The organism is Stutzerimonas azotifigens DSM 17556, assembly GCF_000425625.1.
In the GTDB taxonomy this organism is placed as follows: Bacteria; Pseudomonadota; Gammaproteobacteria; order Pseudomonadales; family Pseudomonadaceae; genus Stutzerimonas; species Stutzerimonas azotifigens.
The window spans coordinates 255,723-271,851 of record NZ_KE384408.1 but is presented as its reverse complement, the minus strand read 5'-3'; the positions used below and the strand labels follow the sequence as shown (position 1 = coordinate 271,851).

Annotated in this window: 14 protein-coding genes; 5 read left to right on the top strand and 9 right to left on the bottom strand. The window is 66.9% G+C overall.

Annotation, left to right across the window (positions count from 1 at the left end):
* Positions 1-22: 22 nt before the first annotated feature.
* From H610_RS0111750 to H610_RS0111715, 8 genes are all read right to left on the bottom strand, one after another.
* A complete protein-coding gene (locus tag H610_RS0111750; RefSeq protein WP_028239848.1) occupies positions 23-1,981 on the bottom strand; it encodes a methyl-accepting chemotaxis protein in 1,959 nt (652 codons plus the stop codon).
* Between the two features lie 228 nt (positions 1,982-2,209).
* Complete coding sequence (locus H610_RS0111745) at positions 2,210-3,211, bottom strand: ABC transporter substrate-binding protein (protein ID WP_028239847.1); 1,002 nt, start codon at positions 3,209-3,211, stop codon at positions 2,210-2,212.
* A 143-nt stretch (positions 3,212-3,354) separates the two neighbouring features.
* Positions 3,355-4,221, bottom strand: coding sequence for an ABC transporter permease (locus H610_RS0111740; protein WP_028239846.1), 867 nt, complete (start codon positions 4,219-4,221; stop codon positions 3,355-3,357).
* A gap of 34 nt (positions 4,222-4,255) precedes the next feature.
* Positions 4,256-5,116: an ABC transporter ATP-binding protein gene (locus H610_RS0111735; protein WP_028239845.1), complete on the bottom strand. Its 861-nt coding sequence runs from the start codon at positions 5,114-5,116 to the stop codon at positions 4,256-4,258.
* 4 nt (positions 5,117-5,120) lie between these two features.
* Positions 5,121-6,161, bottom strand: a complete 1,041-nt coding sequence (locus H610_RS0111730) for an ABC transporter substrate-binding protein (RefSeq protein WP_028239844.1) — start codon at positions 6,159-6,161, stop codon at positions 5,121-5,123.
* Positions 6,162-6,200: 39 nt separating this feature from the next.
* On the bottom strand, positions 6,201-7,100 hold the full coding sequence (locus H610_RS0111725; protein WP_028239843.1) for a TauD/TfdA dioxygenase family protein: 900 nt from the start codon (positions 7,098-7,100) through the stop codon (positions 6,201-6,203).
* Positions 7,101-7,750: 650 nt separating this feature from the next.
* Positions 7,751-8,710, bottom strand: a complete 960-nt coding sequence (locus H610_RS0111720; RefSeq protein ID WP_028239842.1) for a sigma 54-interacting transcriptional regulator — start codon at positions 8,708-8,710, stop codon at positions 7,751-7,753.
* A 53-nt stretch (positions 8,711-8,763) separates the two neighbouring features.
* Positions 8,764-9,348, bottom strand: coding sequence for an alpha/beta hydrolase (locus H610_RS0111715; protein WP_028239841.1), 585 nt, complete (start codon positions 9,346-9,348; stop codon positions 8,764-8,766).
* A 245-nt stretch (positions 9,349-9,593) separates the two neighbouring features.
* Between H610_RS0111715 and oscA the strand changes: the two genes are divergently transcribed.
* The 5 genes from oscA (at position 9,594) to H610_RS0111690 (ending at position 13,857) form a co-directional block, all read left to right on the top strand.
* Positions 9,594-9,773: a sulfur starvation response protein OscA gene (gene oscA, locus H610_RS0111710; protein WP_028239840.1), complete on the top strand. Its 180-nt coding sequence runs from the start codon at positions 9,594-9,596 to the stop codon at positions 9,771-9,773.
* A 168-nt stretch (positions 9,774-9,941) separates the two neighbouring features.
* Entirely contained in the window at positions 9,942-10,940 is a 999-nt protein-coding gene (locus H610_RS0111705) for a sulfate ABC transporter substrate-binding protein (RefSeq protein ID WP_028239839.1), read from the top strand.
* A 218-nt stretch (positions 10,941-11,158) separates the two neighbouring features.
* Positions 11,159-11,974: a sulfate ABC transporter permease subunit CysT gene (cysT, locus tag H610_RS0111700; protein WP_028239838.1), complete on the top strand. Its 816-nt coding sequence runs from the start codon at positions 11,159-11,161 to the stop codon at positions 11,972-11,974.
* A 10-nt stretch (positions 11,975-11,984) separates the two neighbouring features.
* Positions 11,985-12,854 (top strand): sulfate ABC transporter permease subunit CysW, encoded by an 870-nt coding sequence (gene cysW, locus H610_RS0111695; RefSeq protein WP_028239837.1) that lies wholly within the window; start codon positions 11,985-11,987, stop codon positions 12,852-12,854.
* A 4-nt stretch (positions 12,855-12,858) separates the two neighbouring features.
* Positions 12,859-13,857: a sulfate/molybdate ABC transporter ATP-binding protein gene (locus tag H610_RS0111690; RefSeq protein ID WP_028239836.1), complete on the top strand. Its 999-nt coding sequence runs from the start codon at positions 12,859-12,861 to the stop codon at positions 13,855-13,857.
* Positions 13,858-14,109: 252 nt separating this feature from the next.
* Here H610_RS0111690 and H610_RS0111685 read toward each other — a convergent pair whose 3' ends face one another.
* On the bottom strand, positions 14,110-15,699 hold the full coding sequence (locus H610_RS0111685) for an ABC-F family ATPase (protein ID WP_028239835.1): 1,590 nt from the start codon (positions 15,697-15,699) through the stop codon (positions 14,110-14,112).
* Positions 15,700-16,129: the final 430 nt, after the last annotated feature.

Sequence of the window (16,129 nt, the reverse complement as noted above, 5' to 3'; positions counted from 1 at the left end):
CAGGATCCGGGATGGCGTCGGCTCAGGCCACCTTGAACCGCCCGACCAGCTGTTGCTGCTGCTCGGCCAGCCGGGCCAGCTCCAGGCTGGTGGCGGCGGTCTGTTCCGCGCCGGCGCTGACCTGGATGACCACGTCGTTGATCTCGGTGACGTTGCGGTTGATGTCTTCGGCGACGGCGCTCTGTTCTTCGGCGGCGGAGGCGATCTGGATGTTGCGGTCGCTGATGCCGGCGACGCCTTCGGCGATTTCGGCCAGCAGGTCGCCGGCGCGCACGATGTTGTCGGCGCCGGCCTGCACGGTGCTCAGCGTTTCCTGCATGGAGCGCGCGGCGCGGTCGGAGCCGGCCTGCAGGTTGGCGATCATCTGCTGGATGTCGCCGGTGGACTCCTGGGTCTTCTGCGCGAGCACGCGCACTTCGGAGGCGACCACGGCGAAGCCGCGCCCGTGGTCCCCCGCCCTCGCCGCTTCGATCGCGGCGTTCAGCGCCAGCAGGTTGGTCTGCTCGGCGATGCCGCGGATGACGTCGAGCACCGAGGAGATCGAGTCGCTCTCGCGCTTGAGGTCGCCGATGATCGCGGCGGTCTGGTCGGCCTGGCTGGACAGCTGGCGGATCAGCTCGACGGTGCCGTCGATCTCGCTCTTGCCCTGGGCGGTGCTGCGGTTGACCCGCTGCGACAGCTCGGCCGCGTCGCTGGTGCTGCGCGCCACCTCCCTGACGGTCGCGCTCATCTCGTTGATGGCGGTGACCACCAGCTCGGTGCCCTCGCGCTGGCGCTCGACGCTCTGGCTGGTCTGGACGGTGACCGCGGAGCACTCCTCGGCGGCGGTCGCCAACTGGCCCGTGGCATTGCCGATGTCCTGGACGACGTGGGTCAGTTCCTCGGCCATGGCGTTCAGGTTGAGGGTGATGACGCCGAATTCGTCCTTGCCCTGGTACGAGGTTCTGGCGGTCAGGTCGCGCGCGGAAAGGGCGACCAGCGCACGGTTCACGTCGTCGACGGCGAGGTTGATGTTGCGGATGATGAGGTAGGAGAGAGCCGACACCGCCGCCAGGGCGAGCAGCGACAGCGAGACGGTCAGCCAGAGGGCCAGCCGCGCCTTGTCCCGCGCCAGGGCCGCCAGGCTGCCGACGCTCTGGCTGAGCGCGTCCTCCACCTGGCCCATCAGGTCGATGCGGCGGGTGGCGGTCTCGAACCAGGCTTCGGGCCGGACCCCGAGCGACTCGCCGAGCGGCACGTCGAACGCCAGTCGCTGCAGCCTGGCCACTTCCTGGGCGCTGGGCTGTTGCAGCGTCTGCTCGAGCTGACGCACGAAGGGCTCGGACGCCGCACGCTCGAAGCTGTCCAGGTAGGCGGAGAACTCGCCCAGGTTGCGGCTGAAAGCGGACAGCAGGGCGGCGTCGAAGCGGTCCTGGTTGAACACCACGCCGAGCATCGCGCGCTCGCGGCCGGCGCGCTCCTTCATCTCGATGAACTGGTTCAGCGAGCCCAGCAGCCGGGACAGCTCGACGTCGCTGACGCTGAGTTCCAGCTGGTAGGTGAAGCCGATCAGGGCCTGGATGATCTCGGTGAAGCGCGCGCCCGAATCGCGACCGCTGATGCTCAGGGCGTCGATCTGGCTACGGGTCGCCTGCAGGCCGCCCAGCGCGGCGACGGCCTTGTCGATCTGGTCGTTGCCTTGCGAAAGCGCGCGCACGGCCTCGAGGGCCTGATCGGTGTCGCGCCGCATGCCTGGCAGGCGGTCCTGCATGGTCTTGCCCTGGCTGCCCAGGTAGACGCCGCTGGCGCCACGCTCGCGTTGCAGCGTGGTGATCAGTTGGCTGACCTTCTGCGCGGCGGCGCTGGCCGCGACGGTGTGCTCCATGTTGCGCAGCGTCCGGTAGCTGTCGGAAACGGATACCCCCGCAAGCCAGAGAAAGCCGATCGAAGGGAGCAGGAGGATCAACACCAGCTTGAAACGCAGTGGGATATTTCTGAGCACGTCGTATATAACCTCGTTCGCTGACGCTGGCGTCGTGCAGCCATCGCCGAATGCCGTTTTGCCCGCCCGTCTTCGTCTCGGGTGGGCGAATGGAAACGCAGGCATGCACCGATGCCTGCGCCACATTGCATATCGACGGCATGCGGCCTTTGGTTAAGGCCGTTTGGTTGATCTGCGTCAATGAACGTGTCGATCCGCGACGGTCGGTCGAAGGCGCCCCGTCTCAGGTCAGCTTCCCGGCGTTCCGTGCGCCTCTTCGAAGAAGTAGTCCTGCCAGGATCCGGCCTTGTTCTTCAGCACGCCCAGCCCGTGCAGTTCCTCGGCGTAGACGTAGGTGCGCTGCGGGGTGATGGTGAAGTCGATCTCCGGGTCCTCGACGATCCTGCGCACGAAGTCCAGCGGCAGCCTGGAGTTCTCCACCCGGATGTAGGCCTCGGCGGCGGCCGCCTTGTCGGCCTTGATGATCCGCTCGGCCTCGGCCAGGGCGTCGTAGAAGGCGCGGTAGGTCCTGGGGTTCTCGTCGTGGAACTTCTCGGTGGCGTAAAGCACGTTGAAGGTGGCCGGGCCGCCGAGGATGTCGTAGCTGCTGATGAGCTTGTGCACCCGGGGATTTTCCAGCGCCTGGTACTGAAACGGCGGGCTGGAGAAGTGCGCGGTGATTTCCGAGCCGCCCTTGGTCAGCGCGACGGTGGCGTCCGGGTGCGGCAGGCTGACGGAGATCCGGTCGAAGCGCTGGAAGTCGTCCTTGCCGAACAGCCTGGCGGTCTCGATCTGCAGGGTGCGCGACTGGAAGCCGACGCCGGCGGCCGGCACGGCGATACGGTCCTTGTCGGAGAGGTCGTGCAGGGTCTTCACCTCCTCGCGATTGCTCAGCAGGTAGTTGGGCAGCGAGCCGAGCGCGGCCACCGCCTTGACGTTCTGCCGGCCACGGGTGCGGTCCGACACGGTGAGCATCGGCGGCACGCCGGCGGAGACCACGTCGATGGCGCCGGCCAGCAGCGCCTCGTTCATCGCGGTGGCGCCGGAGATGGTGCGCCAGTCCACCTCGATGTCCAGGCCCTGGGCCTTGCCATGTTTCTCGATCAGTTGCTGGTCCTTGACCACGTGCAGGATCAGGTAGCCGATGCCGAATTGCTGCGCGATGCTGATCTTGCCTTCGGCCTGGGCGGCCAGCGGCAACGTGAGGGCGCCGAGCAGGCCGAGGGCCGCGCCGAGACGGGACTTTTTCATGGGTATATCTCCTCCGTGCCCGGCCATACATGGTCGGGCGGTTCCTTGGGTGATTGGATCGAAAAGAGGGTGGGCTTCAGCCCACCAATCGTGGCCCCGGATGGTGGGCTGAAGCCCACCCTACGACCTGAGCTTGCCGTCCCCTACCGCTGCATGCCCCAGCGCTTGACGGTTACCCGCTCGACGCTGGCGAACACGAGGTTCTCCACCAGCAGGCCGATGAGGATCACCGCCGCCAGGCCGGCGAAGACCTTGTCGGTGTAGAGCTCGTTGCGGTTCTGGAAGATGTACCAGCCCAGCCCGCCCTTGCCGCTGGAGGCGCCGAACACCAGCTCGGCGGCGATCAGCGTGCGCCAGGCGAAGGCCCAGCCGATCTTCAGGCCGGCGAGGATCGACGGCAGCGCCGCCGGGATCAGGATGAACAACACGAACCGCAGACCCTTGAGGCCGTAGTTGCGCCCGGCCATGCGCAGGGTGTCGGAAACGCCGAGAAAGCCCGCGTAGGTGTTCAGCGCCAGCGCCCAGAGCACCGAATGCACCAGCACGAAGATCAGGCTGTTCTCGCCCAGGCCGAACCACAACAGCGCCAGCGGCAGCAGGGCGATGGCCGGCAGCGGGTTGAACATCGAGGTCAGCGTGGACAAGAGGTCACGGCCGAGCTGGGTCGACACCGCCAGGGTGGTCAGCAGGAAGGCCAGGCCGATGCCGATCAGGTAGCCCTTGACCAGCACCGACAGCGAAATCGCCACCTTTTCCAGCAGCTCGCCGCTGCCGATGCCCTCGACGAAGGCGCGGGCCGTCTGCAGGAAGCTCGGCAGCAGCAGGTCGTTGCCCTGGTAGCGCGCGGCCAGCTCCCAGACCAGCGCGAGAACCAGCAGGATCAGCGACTTGCGCAGCCAGCCCCGCTGCCAGAGGCGCTGGCCCAGCGACAGCTCGCGCTCCAGCGGCAGGTCGGTGAGCGTCTCGAGCAGGTTCTCGTACTCCGGGCGCCGCGCGGGTAGAACGTTCATGTACATCACTCCGTAGCGAAAAGGTCGGTGCCGCTCAGTAGGCGAGGCGCACGTCCTGGAAGGCCAGCTCCGCGCCGGCGTCCTCCGTCCGTCCCTCGAACAGCAACTGATGAATGCGCAGGGCGGCCTGCTGGAAGTCGGCGCCGCCGAGGCTGTGCAGGTCGAACGCATGGGCGCCGACCTCCGCCCTCACCCGCCCGGGGTGCGGCGACAGCAGCAGGATGCGGTTGCCCACCACCAGCGCCTCTTCGATGGAATGGGTGACGAACAGCAGGGTGAAGCGCACCTCGTCCCACAGCTCGAGCAACTCCTCCTGCATCTTGCGCCGGGTCAGGGCGTCCAGCGCGGCGAAGGGCTCGTCCATCAGCAGGATCTTCGGCTGCATGGCCAGCGCCCGGGCGATAGCCACGCGCGCCTTCATGCCGCCGGACAGGGTGTGCGGATAGGCATCGGCGAAGGCGGCGAGGCCGACCTTTTCCAGGTAGTGCAGCGCGCGTGCCTCGGCCTCGCGGCGGCCCAACGTGCGCGAGGCCAGCAGCGGGAACATGACGTTCTGCTTCACCGTCTTCCACGGCGGCAGCTGGTCGAACTCCTGGAACACTACGATGCGGTCCGGGCCCGGCTCGCGCACTGTCTGGCCGTCCAGGCGGATGCTGCCGGCGACCGGCTCGATGAAGCCGGCCACCGCCTTGAGCAGGGTCGACTTGCCGCAGCCGGAAGGGCCGAGCAGGACGAAGCGATCGCTGCGGTCCACCTCGAAGCTGACTTCGTGGGTGGCCCGCACCACGCGCTGCGGGGTGCGGTATTCGAGGCTGACCCGGTCCACCTCGAGGACGGTGTCGAAGGCGGTCGTATTCAGATTGCTGGCCGTGTGGCCTTGCAGAGGCGCATTCATGGATTCAGCTTCCCTGGCCGATGGCGGCGTCTTCGAAGAAGTAGTCCTGCCAGGAGGCCGGCCTGTTTTTGATGGCGCCGACGCGGTGGAGGAAGTCCGCCAGCGGGTAAGTGTTGGTGGGGGTGACGGTGAACTGGAACTGCTCGTTGTCGATGATCTCCAGCAGCTCGTCGCGGCCGATCTTCGCCCCGGTCACGCGGATGTAGGTGTCGGCCGCCGCGCCCTTATCGCTCTGGGCGAAGGCCGCCGCCTCGGCCAGCGCGGCGACGAAGGCCTTGTAGGTCTTCGGGTTGTCCTTACGGAATTTCTCGGTCGAATACAGCACGGTCGGCGAGTTCGGCCCGAGCAGCTCGTAGGTGTCCAGCACCACGTGGACGTTGGGGTTCTCCAGCGCCTGGTTCTGGAACGGCGGGTTGGAGAAATGCCCGGTCAGCTCGGTGCCGCCCGACTTCAGCGAGGCGGTGGCGTCGGGGTGCGGCAATGCCACGGTGTACTTGTCCAGACGGTCGTACTGGTCGTCGCCCCACTGCCCGGCGGCGGCGTACTGGAGGAAGCGCGACTGCACGGAGACGCCCACCGCCGGCACGGCGATGCGATCCTTCTCGGTGAAGTCGGCGATGGTCTTGACGTTGGGGTTGTTGCTCACCAGGTAGTAGGGGAAGTTGCCCAGCGAGGCCACGCCCCTGACGTTCTGCCGGCCCTGGGTACGGTCCCAGACGGTCAGCAGCGGGCCGATGCCGGCCCCGGCGATGTCGATGGCGCCGGACAGCAGCGCGTCGTTCACCGCCGAACCGCCGGACAGCTGCTGCCAGTCGACCTTGATGTCGAGGCCCTCCGCCTTGCCGTGCTTCTCGATCAGTTGCTGGTCGCGCACCACGTTGAGCAGCAGGTAGACGATGCCGAACTGCTCGGCGATGCGGATCCGCCCTTCGGCGTGGGCGACCTGGGTGGTGACCAGGGTGCCGGCCAGCAGGCCGAGGGACAGTCCGATGCCGCCGGCCAGCCGGGCCACGCGGTTATTCAGGAAGCGCTCACCTAGAGACATCTCGAAACTCCATGTACGGGTTGCCGGGATCGGCGAAGGTCAGAACGGGGCGTCGCCCTGGATGGTGGTGCGGTGCATGCGACGGCGCAGGTGACGCGGGCAACCGGTGGCCAGGTGGATCAGCGCGCGGTTGTCCCAGAACACCATGTCGCGGGGCTGCCACTGGTGGCGGTAGACGAACTCGGGGCGGGCGCTGTGGGCGAACAGCTCGGCGAGGATCTGCCGGCTCTCGTCTTCCGGGATGTCGAGGATGTGGGTGGTGAAGTTCTCGTTGACGAACAGGCCCTTGCGCCCGGTCTCCGGATGGGTGCGCACCACCGGGTGCACCACCGCCTTGACCTCGGCCAGCTGGGCGGGCGTCAGGCGCGGCCGCTGGATGCCCTCGAAGACCTCGTCGGCATAGCGCGCGATGTAGGAATGCGCGGCGCGCCTGCCGTCGATGGCCGCGCGCAGCTCGGCCGGCAGCGTCTCGTAGGCCAGCTGCTGCTGGGCGAACAGGGTGTCGCCACCCTCTTCCGGCAGCTCCTGGGCGTAGAGCATCGAGCCCAGGCTCGGCAGCTCCTTGTAGGACAGGTCCGAATGCCAGAACTTGCCGGCATCGCCCAGGCCGATCGGCTGACCGTTCTCGACGATGTTGGAAATGATGAAGATCTCCGGATGTCCGGCCAGCAGGAACTGCTTGAGCACATGGATCTGCAACTCGCCGAAGCGGCGACTGAAGGCGATCTGCTGCTCGGGCGTGATGTGCTGGTCGCGGAAGACGAGCACGCCGTGATCCAGATGCGCCTGGTGGACGCGGGCGAAGTCCTCGGCGTTCAGCGGCGTGCCGAGGTCGATGCCGAGGATCTCGGCTCCCAGCGGGGCGTCGAACGGGCGAATCTCGAACGCCTGCGAAGCGGAGGACGACTGGCGAAGGGATGAAACTGCAGGTGCCGACATGGGAGCTCCATGGAATGCGCCCATACGGCGCGGTCACTGGTTACGGGCGATGAGCCCATGCTTAGTGCGGCGCGCCGATTGGTCGGCAGGTACGCAGGCGATCAATCTAATGGAATAAAAAATCCCAGTTAACTACTTTTATTGAATAAGCTTATTGCCGGGTGATGGAGCATCTTCCGGCGCCATCGAAAAAGCATCGCCCCGAGGGCGTAATGCCGTTCACTTAGGCAAGCTCGCCCCGAGGTCGGGCCTCCCACGAAAGCGGAGTTGCCCGCCGAGCCCTGTGGGAGGCCGCGCCCGTTCCCGACGGGCTTGCGGCATCCACCACATCCCTGTGGGAGGCGCGCCCTCGCGGCGATGCAGGCCGTAGGCCTGCCCGAGGCCAAGGGTCTATCACTTAAGTGAACAGCATTGCGCCCCGAGGGCGGGCCTCCCACACCCGGTGTCCGGGCCGGTCCTTGGTGCCCATGATGCAACCAAGGGTGGGCCGGGCGGCGTTCCGCGTCAGCCCACCAGTGGACACAAGAAAGGTGGGCCGGAGCGGAGCACCACCCGCCCCGCCCTGCCTAGAGCGGTGAAAGCGCGGAGCCATTCGCGAGCAAGCTCGCTCCTACGAGACGACGGGGCGTTCGGCTAGCGTTCGTGATCGGCTATGGTCGGGCGTCCACGCGCACCCGCTGCACTTCCTCCAGTGCCCTTCGCAACATCCCCTCCAGTCCTTCCAGCGACGCGCCGTCAGGTGACCGCAGCTGGCTGTCGAGCTGGCGCTGCAGCGCCTGCAGCGCATCGCGCTCGGGCAGGTTCAGGTGCTCGGGCTCGATCACCCTGCCGTCGCTGACCAGCAGGGCGAAGTGGATGACGTTCTCCAGCTCGCGGGTATTGCCCGGCCAGGCGTGCGCTTCCAGCAGCCGCTGTGCGGCCGGGCCGATGGTCGGGACGGGCAGGCCGAGCCGGTGTGCGTAGACGCCGAGGAAGTATTCGGCCAACGGCAGCAGGTCGCCGGGGCGCTCGCGCAGCGGCGGCAGGCTGACGCGGCCGTCGATCAGGTAGCGATACAGCGGCTCGCTGAACTTGCCCGCCTGCACGGCCTTGCCCAGGTCGATGCTGGTCGCGGCCACCAGGCGCACGTCCACCGGCACGCCCTGCGCGGCGCCGACGCGCAGCACCTCGCCGGTCTCCAGCGCGGCCAGCAGGCGGGCCTGCAGGGGCAGCGGCAGGTCGCCGATCTCGTCGAGGTAGAGCGTTCCGCCATTGGCCGAACCGAACCAGCCGGCGCGGCTGCTAGGGCCGGCGCGGCGTTCGCCGGGGCCGTAGCCGAACAGCTCGGCCTCGGCATGCGCGACGCTGATCGCACCGCAGTTGACGCTGACGAACAGGCCCGCACGCCCGCTCTCGCGGTGCACGTGGCGGGCCAGCAGCTCCTTGCCGGTGCCGGGCTCGCCCTCGATCAGCAACGGCAGGCGTTGCCCGGCCAGGCGCGCGACCTGGTCGCGCAGTCGCCGCGAGCGCGGGTCGATGAACACCAGGGCCCTGGCACGAATGCTCAGTGGCCTGCGTTCGGCGTCGGAAAAGGTCAGCGGCGGTGGATGGTCGAGGCGGTGGTCAGGCATGCGAATCCTCTTCGGTCGGGCCCCGCCCGGTCCATTCCGCCGAAGCGCTGGCTTCAGGCGGTTTCGCGGGCGCGTTGTTCGATGTGGTGCTGCAGGCGGTACAGGTAGGCGAAGCCCTGGTCCCAACGGCGGTGCCCGGACTTGACGTTGATGTGGCCGGCGCCGGCGAGGATGGCGGTCTCGCGGCTACCCCAGGCGCGGCCGAGCGCGATGGCGCGCGCCGCGCTGGCTGCGGAGTCGTTGTCGGAACCCACCAGCAGGCTGGCGAACGGCAGCGGCCGCATGGGGATCGGCGCGAAGTTGCGCAGCGCCTCGGGGCAGTTCGCGCGCTCGACGTCGGCCGGCGCCACCAGCAGGGCGCCGCGCACCCGGCGCAGCATCCCGGGCGAGGCCTGCGCCGCCCAGTGCGCCACGGTGACGCAGCCGAGGCTGTGGGCAACCAGGATGGTCGGCTGGGGGCTGGCCGCGAGGCTGCGCTCCAGTTCCGCCACCCAGTCGGCGCGGCGCGGCGCCAGCCAGTCGCGCTGCTCCACCCGCGCGGCGTTCGGCAGGCTGCGCTGCCAGTGGCTCTGCCAGTGCTCGTCGGGCGAGCCCTGCCAGCCGGGCACTATCAGATAGCGGATCGCTTCGCTGCGCATGGCGCACCTCCTCTCGTTCGATCGGCGCAGTCTAGGCCAGCCGCGATACACCAAAAAAGAATAAGAAATTATTTAGTTATAACCACAGATAAGCCACAGCCTCGAACCGGAAAGGCGTATATCTTATTTCTAAATAATATATAAATGTTCTGAAACAGTATTTTAAAGAATAACCTGACCTTACCTACTATCGGCTCCACGCCTCCCTGGCTGACATGGAGGCTTTACCCAGGAGACAAGAAGAAATGACCGCGCCCCTTCGCCACCTCGAAGGTCAGGACGAAGCCAGCATCCTGCGCGAGATCCAGAGCGCATTGAGCGGCCTGAAGTTCGGCTCGGTGGAGATCACCGTGCACAACGGCCAGATCGTGCAGATCGAACGCAAGGAAAAGTTTCGCTTGCAGCCCAACGGCAAGAACGCCTGACCCAACCGAAAAACACAGCCCGACTGGACCACCGGAGGGCGTGCCATGAGAACGAGAACGACCATGAACACGCACCGGTACTGCAGCTGTCGCCCGCGAATGCGGAGCTGATCGCCCTACCTCCTACATAAGCCAATACCCGAAACAGGATTTTCAGGAGCTGCATCCATGTCCATTCGTCGCTTTGCGCTGGCCGCCCTGGCCGGTGCGCTGATTTCCGGCCCCGTCGCCGCCGCGCAAACGCTGCTCAACGTGTCCTACGACCCGACACGCGAGCTCTACGTCGACTACAACGCCGCCTTCAACAAGCACTGGCAGGCCCAGGGCCACGAGCCGGTCACCATCCAGCAGTCGCACGGCGGCTCGGGCAAGCAGGCCCGGGCGGTGATCGACGGCCTGCGCGCCGACGTGGTGACCCTCGCCCTGGCCGGCGATATCGACGAGCTGCACCGTATGGGCAAGCTGATCCCCGAGGACTGGCAGACCCGCCTGCCGGATGCCAGCACGCCCTACACCTCGACCATCGTGTTCCTGGTGCGCAAGGGCAACCCCAAGGACATCAAGGACTGGGACGACCTGGTCAAGCCGGGCGTGGAAGTCATCACCCCCAACCCGAAGACCTCCGGCGGCGCCCGCTGGAACTTCCTCGCCGCCTGGGCCTGGGCCCAGCAGCAGTACGGCAGCGAGGAGAAGGCCAAGGAATACGTCGCCCAGCTCTACAAGCAGGTACCGGTGCTGGACACCGGCGCCCGCGGCTCGACCATCACCTTCGTCAACAACAAGATCGGCGACGTGCTGCTGGCCTGGGAGAACGAGGCCTTCCTCGCGCTGAAGGAAGAAGGTGGCGACGAGCTGGAAATCGTCGCGCCCTCGCTGTCGATCCTCGCCGAGCCGCCGGTGGCGGTGGTGGACAGGAACGTCGAGCGCAAGGGCACCCGCGAACTGGCCGAGGCCTACCTGAACTACCTGTACAGCGAAGAAGGCCAGCGCATCGCCGCCAAGCACTTTTACCGGCCGCGCAACCAGTCGGTCGCCGCCGAGTTCGCCCAGCAGTTCCCGGAGCTCAAGCTGGTGACCATCGACGACGACTTCGGCGGCTGGAAGCAGGCGCAGCCGAAGTTCTTCAACGACGGCGGCGTGTTCGACCAGATCTACGAGGCGCGCTGAAGCGCGCCTCTGAGGCTTGAAGCTTGAAGGCTTGAAGGCTTGAAGGCTTGAAGGCTTGAAGGCTTGAAGGCTTGAAGGCTTGAAGGCTTGAAGGCTTGAAGGCTTGAAGGTTGGACGGGTTTGGCCGCGCAGGTTCAACACCGTTCGGCTTTTCGTTCAGCCTTCCAGCCTCCAACCTCCAGCCCATTTCTGCCCAGTCCGCCCCTATTGAGGTTTCTATGTCCCGCCCCTCCCCCGTCATACCCGGCTTCGGGCTGACGCTGGGCTACACCCTGGTGTACCTCAGCCTCCTGGTGCTGATTCCCCTGGGTGCGCTGTTCATCAAGAGCACCGAGCTCACCTGGGAGCAGTTCGTCGCCATCGTCAGCGCGCCGCGCGTACTCGCCGCGCTGAAGCTGTCCTTCGGCGCGGCGCTGGCGGCCGCCCTGCTCAATGGCGTGATCGGTACGCTGCTGGCCTGGGTGCTGGTGCGCTACCGCTTCCCCGGACGCAAGGTGATCGAGGCGATGATCGACCTGCCCTTCGCCCTGCCCACGGCGGTGGCCGGCATCGCCCTGACCGCGCTCTACGCGCCGAATGGGCCGATCGGCCAGTTCGCCACCGAACTCGGCTTCAAGATTGCCTACAGCCCGCTCGGCATCGCCCTGGCGCTGACCTTCGTCACTCTGCCGTTCGTGGTGCGCACGCTGCAGCCGGTGCTGGCGGACATTCCGCGCGAGGTCGAGGAAGCCGCCACCTGCCTCGGCGCGCGGCCCTGGCAGATCGCCCGTCACGTGCTGCTGCCGGCGCTGCTGCCGGCCTGGCTGACCGGCTTCGCGCTGGCCTTCGCCCGCGGCGTCGGCGAGTACGGCTCGGTGATCTTCATCGCCGGCAACATGCCGGGCAAGACCGAGATCCTGCCGCTCTTGATCATGGTCAAGCTGGACCAGTACGACTACGCCGGCGCCACCGCCATCGGGGTGCTGATGCTGGTGGTCTCGTTCGTCCTGCTACTCGTCATCAACCTGCTGCAGCGCCGTATCGCGCGTGGCTGAGGAGGCCTCCATGAATACCGCTACCCTCGCCGCCGCGGGCGTCTCCCGCACCCGCCGCGGCGCCCCCTGGGGTCGACGCCTGCTGATCCTGGCCGCCTGGCTGGTGTTCGTCCTGTTCCTGCTGCTGCCGCTGCTGATCGTGATCAACGAGGCGCTCAAGCAGGGCTTCGGCACCTTCTTCGCCGCCATCCTCGAGCCCGACGCGGTGGCCGCGCTGAAGCTGACGCTGATCGCGGTCGGCATCTCGGTGCCGCTGAACCTGGTGTTCGGCGTCGCCGCCGCCTGGTGCGTGAGCAAGTACGAGTTCCGCGGCAAGAGCATCCTGGTCACGCTGATCGACCTGCCGTTCTCGGTGTCGCCGGTGATCGCCGGCCTGATCTACGTGCTGCTGTTCGGCGCCCAGGGCTGGTTCGGCCCCTGGCTGATGGACCGCGACATCCAGATCGTCTTCGCCGTGCCCGGCATCGTGCTGGCGACCCTGTTCGTCACCGTGCCCTTCGTCGCCCGCGAGCTGATCCCGCTGATGCAGGAACAGGGCACCCAGGAAGAGGAAGCCGCGCGCCTGCTCGGCGCCAGCGGCTGGCAGATGTTCTGGCATGTCACCCTGCCGAACATCCGCTGGGGCCTGATCTACGGCGTGGTGCTCTGCACCGCCCGGGCGATGGGCGAGTTCGGCGCGGTGTCGGTGGTCTCCGGACACATCCGTGGGCTGACCAACACCCTGCCGCTGCACGTCGAGATTCTCTACAACGAATACAACCACGTCGCCGCCTTCAGCGTCGCCAGCCTGCTGCTGGCCCTGGCACTGCTGATCCTGTTGCTCAAGCAGTGGAGCGAGGCCCGCATCAACCGTCTGAAAGCCGCCGCGGCGCAGGAGTGAAGCCATGAGTATCGAGATTCGCCAGGTCAACAAGCGCTTCGGCACCTTCCAGGCGCTCAAGGACATCGATCTGACCATCGAGAGCGGCGAGCTGGTCGCCCTGCTCGGCCCCTCCGGCTGCGGCAAGACCACCCTGCTGCGCATCATCGCCGGGCTGGAAGCGCCGGATACCGGACGCATCGCCTTCCATGGCGAGGACGTCTCCAGCCGCGAGGTGCGCGAGCGCAACGTCGGCTTCGTGTTCCAGCACTACGCGCTGTTCCGCCACATGACGGTCTTCGACAACGTCGCCTTCGGCCTGCGCATGAAGCCGCGCCGGCAGCGCCCCAGCGAAGCGGTGATCGCCGAGAAGGTGCACGAGCTGCTGAACCTGGTGCAGCTGGACTGGATCGCCGACCGCTACCCGGAACAGCTCTCCGGCGGCCAGCGCCAGCGCATCGCCCTGGCCCGCGCGCTGGCGGTGGAGCCCCGCGTGCTGCTGCTCGACGAACCCTTCGGCGCGCTGGACGCCAAGGTGCGCAAGGAACTGCGCCGCTGGCTGGCGCGGCTGCACGAGGAAGTGCACCTCACTTCCGTGTTCGTCACCCACGACCAGGAAGAGGCGATGGAAGTGGCCGACCGCATCGTGGTGATGAACAAGGGCGTGATCGAGCAGATCGGCTCGCCCGGCGAGGTCTACGCCAACCCCGCCAGCGACTTCGTCTACCACTTCCTGGGCGACGCCAACCGGCTCGACCTGGCCGGCCAGGCGGTGCTGTTCCGCCCCCACGAGATCTCGCTGTCGCGCCAGGCCGAAACCGGCCACCTGCCCGCCGAGGTTCGCGACATCCGCCCGCTGGGCGCGCTGACCCGGGTGACGCTGAAAGTCTCCGGCCAGGACGACCCGATCGAGGCGGAGGTGGCCAAGAACCACGTTACCCTGGCCGGCCTGAGCCGTGGCGAGACGCTCTATTTCAGGCCGAACGCCGAGCAGCCGGAGCCATGGGAGGAACGCGGGCTTTGATCCGGTGTCTCAGGGCGCCGCGCGCACCGAGTGCGGTGAGCGACCTGGTGGGCTGAAGCGGAGCGCCGCCCGGCCCACCCTACGGTGCTCGGCGTGCAGCGCGGCGAAGCCCGATATGCCGGCGCCCCCGTCAGGCCCGCACCGTCTCAGGGTCCGCTGGCTGGGCGTGGTGGGCTGAAGCCCACCCTACGGGCGAGGGTTCACCAGGGTGGGCTTCAGCCCACCAATGGCTCAAGCCCCGCGCCACAAGCCTCAGACCAGCACGCCCTGGCTGCGCAGGTAGTCGTCGTAGCTGCCGGAGAAGTCGGTGACGCCGTCTTCCGACAGCTCGATGATGCGCGTGGCCAGCGAGGACACGAACTCACGGTCGTGGCTGACGAAGATCAGCGTGCCCGGGTAGTTCTCCAGCGCCAGGTTGAGCGCCTCGATCGACTCCATGTCGAGGTGGTTGGTCGGCTCGTCCATCACCAGCACGTTGGGCTTCTGCAGGATCAGCTTGCCGAACAGCATGCGGCCCTGCTCGCCGCCGGAAATCACCTTCACCGACTTGCCGATGTCGTCGTTGGAGAACAGCATGCGGCCGAGGGTGCCACGCACCAGCTGCTCGCCGCCGCCGGTCCATTGCCCCATCCAGTCGAACAAGGTCATGTCGGCCTCGAAGTCCTCGGCATGGTCCTGGGCGAAGTAGCCCACCTCGGCGCTTTCGGTCCACTTCACCTCGCCGCTCATGGCCGGCATCTCGCCGACCAGGGTGCGCAGCAGGGTGGTCTTGCCGATGCCGTTCGGGCCGATGATCGCCACCCGCTCGCCGGCCTCGATCTGCAGGCCGAGACGCTTGAACAGCGCCACGCCGTCGTAGCCCTGGCTGACGTTTTCCAGCGTCACCGCCTGGCGGTGCAGCTTCTTGGTCTGCTCGAAACGGATGAACGGGCTGACGCGGCTGGACGGCTTGACTTCCTCGAGCTGAATCTTGTCGATCTGCCTGGCGCGGCTGGTGGCCTGCTTGGCCTTGGAGGCGTTGGCCGAGAAGCGGCTGACGAAGGTCTGCAGTTCGGCGATCTGCGCCTTCTTCTTGGCGTTGTCCGAGAGCAGGCGTTCGCGGGCCTGGGTCGCCGCGGTCATGTATTCGTCGTAGTTGCCGGGAAACAGCCGCAGCTCGCCATAGTCCAGGTCGGCCATGTGCGTGCAGACGCTGTTCAGGAAGTGGCGGTCGTGGGAAATGATGATCATGGTGGAGTTGCGCGCGGTGAGCACGCCCTCCAGCCAGCGGATGGTGTTGATGTCCAGATGGTTGGTCGGCTCGTCGAGCAGCAGCACCTCGGGATCGGAGAACAGCGCCTGGGCCAGCAGCACGCGCAGTTTCCAGCCGGGGGCCACCGCGCTCATCGGACCGAAGTGCTGGTCCAGCGGAATGCCCAGGCCCAGCAGCAACTCGCCGGCGCGCGACTCGGCGGTGTAGCCGTCGAACTCGGCGAACTCGACTTCCAGCTCGGCGACCTTCATGCCGTCGTCCTCGCTCATTTCCGGCAGCGAATAGATGCGGTCGCGCTCGGCCTTCACCGCCCACAGCTCGGTGTGGCCCATGATCACCGTGTCGATCACGCTGAAGTCTTCGTAGGCGAACTGGTCCTGGCGCAGCTTGCCCAGGCGCACGTTGGGTTCGAGCATCACCTGCCCGGCCGAAGGCTCCAGCTCGCCGCCGAGGATCTTCATGAAGGTGGACTTGCCGCTGCCGTTGGCGCCGATCAGGCCGTAGCGGTTGCCGTTGCCGAACTTGACGGAAACGTTCTCGAACAGCGGCTTGGCGCCGAACTGCATGGTGATGTTGGCGGTGGAGATCAAGAGCTTTGTCCTGCGGGCGTTATGTACGGTGGTGGATGGCCTTGCACCCTCTCGCGTACCCGCCATTTCGATTCTGGCAGGCCGCTTTTCGGGCTCGCTCCGGTCGGAGGCCGAGCCCGGCCAGCGCATGGGTTGAGAGCGACGGGCGATGAATGCGGGTTCGCGCCAGTCATCGGGCAGGTGGTTGCGTAAGTATGTCGGGCTTCATATTGCCGGCGCTTACGGAAACCAAGGCATCCAGCGCCGCATGAAAGTGTTTGATGGTAACACTCAGCTCCCTGGTTCACAGCCGGCCCTTTCCTGGTGGGAAAAACGAACAGGGCCTTGACACAGGCCTTCTTCCTGAGTCGGCGATGTCGCTAGAGCGCGTCCAATGCTCGCTCATGGAAAACCTGACGTTCGTGCATCCCCCGTTTTCTCTTGCCCACGA

What these genes read in the sequence shown, in the direction of transcription:
- H610_RS0111745 (WP_028239847.1), bottom strand. Translation starts at nt 3,211, where the DNA reads ATGAAAAAGTCCCGTCTCGGCGCGGCCCTCGGCCTGCTCGGCGCCCTC.
- H610_RS0111740 (WP_028239846.1), bottom strand. Translation starts at nt 4,221, where the DNA reads ATGAACGTTCTACCCGCGCGGCGCCCGGAGTACGAGAACCTGCTCGAG.
- H610_RS0111735 (WP_028239845.1), bottom strand. Translation starts at nt 5,116, where the DNA reads ATGAATGCGCCTCTGCAAGGCCACACGGCCAGCAATCTGAATACGACC.
- H610_RS0111730 (WP_028239844.1), bottom strand. Translation starts at nt 6,161, where the DNA reads ATGTCTCTAGGTGAGCGCTTCCTGAATAACCGCGTGGCCCGGCTGGCC.
- H610_RS0111725 (WP_028239843.1), bottom strand. Translation starts at nt 7,100, where the DNA reads ATGTCGGCACCTGCAGTTTCATCCCTTCGCCAGTCGTCCTCCGCTTCG.
- H610_RS0111720 (WP_028239842.1), bottom strand. Translation starts at nt 8,710, where the DNA reads ATGCCTGACCACCGCCTCGACCATCCACCGCCGCTGACCTTTTCCGAC.
- H610_RS0111715 (WP_028239841.1), bottom strand. Translation starts at nt 9,348, where the DNA reads ATGCGCAGCGAAGCGATCCGCTATCTGATAGTGCCCGGCTGGCAGGGC.
- oscA (WP_028239840.1), top strand. Translation starts at nt 9,594, where the DNA reads ATGACCGCGCCCCTTCGCCACCTCGAAGGTCAGGACGAAGCCAGCATC.
- H610_RS0111705 (WP_028239839.1), top strand. Translation starts at nt 9,942, where the DNA reads ATGTCCATTCGTCGCTTTGCGCTGGCCGCCCTGGCCGGTGCGCTGATT.
- cysT (WP_028239838.1), top strand. Translation starts at nt 11,159, where the DNA reads ATGTCCCGCCCCTCCCCCGTCATACCCGGCTTCGGGCTGACGCTGGGC.
- cysW (WP_028239837.1), top strand. Translation starts at nt 11,985, where the DNA reads ATGAATACCGCTACCCTCGCCGCCGCGGGCGTCTCCCGCACCCGCCGC.
- H610_RS0111690 (WP_028239836.1), top strand. Translation starts at nt 12,859, where the DNA reads ATGAGTATCGAGATTCGCCAGGTCAACAAGCGCTTCGGCACCTTCCAG.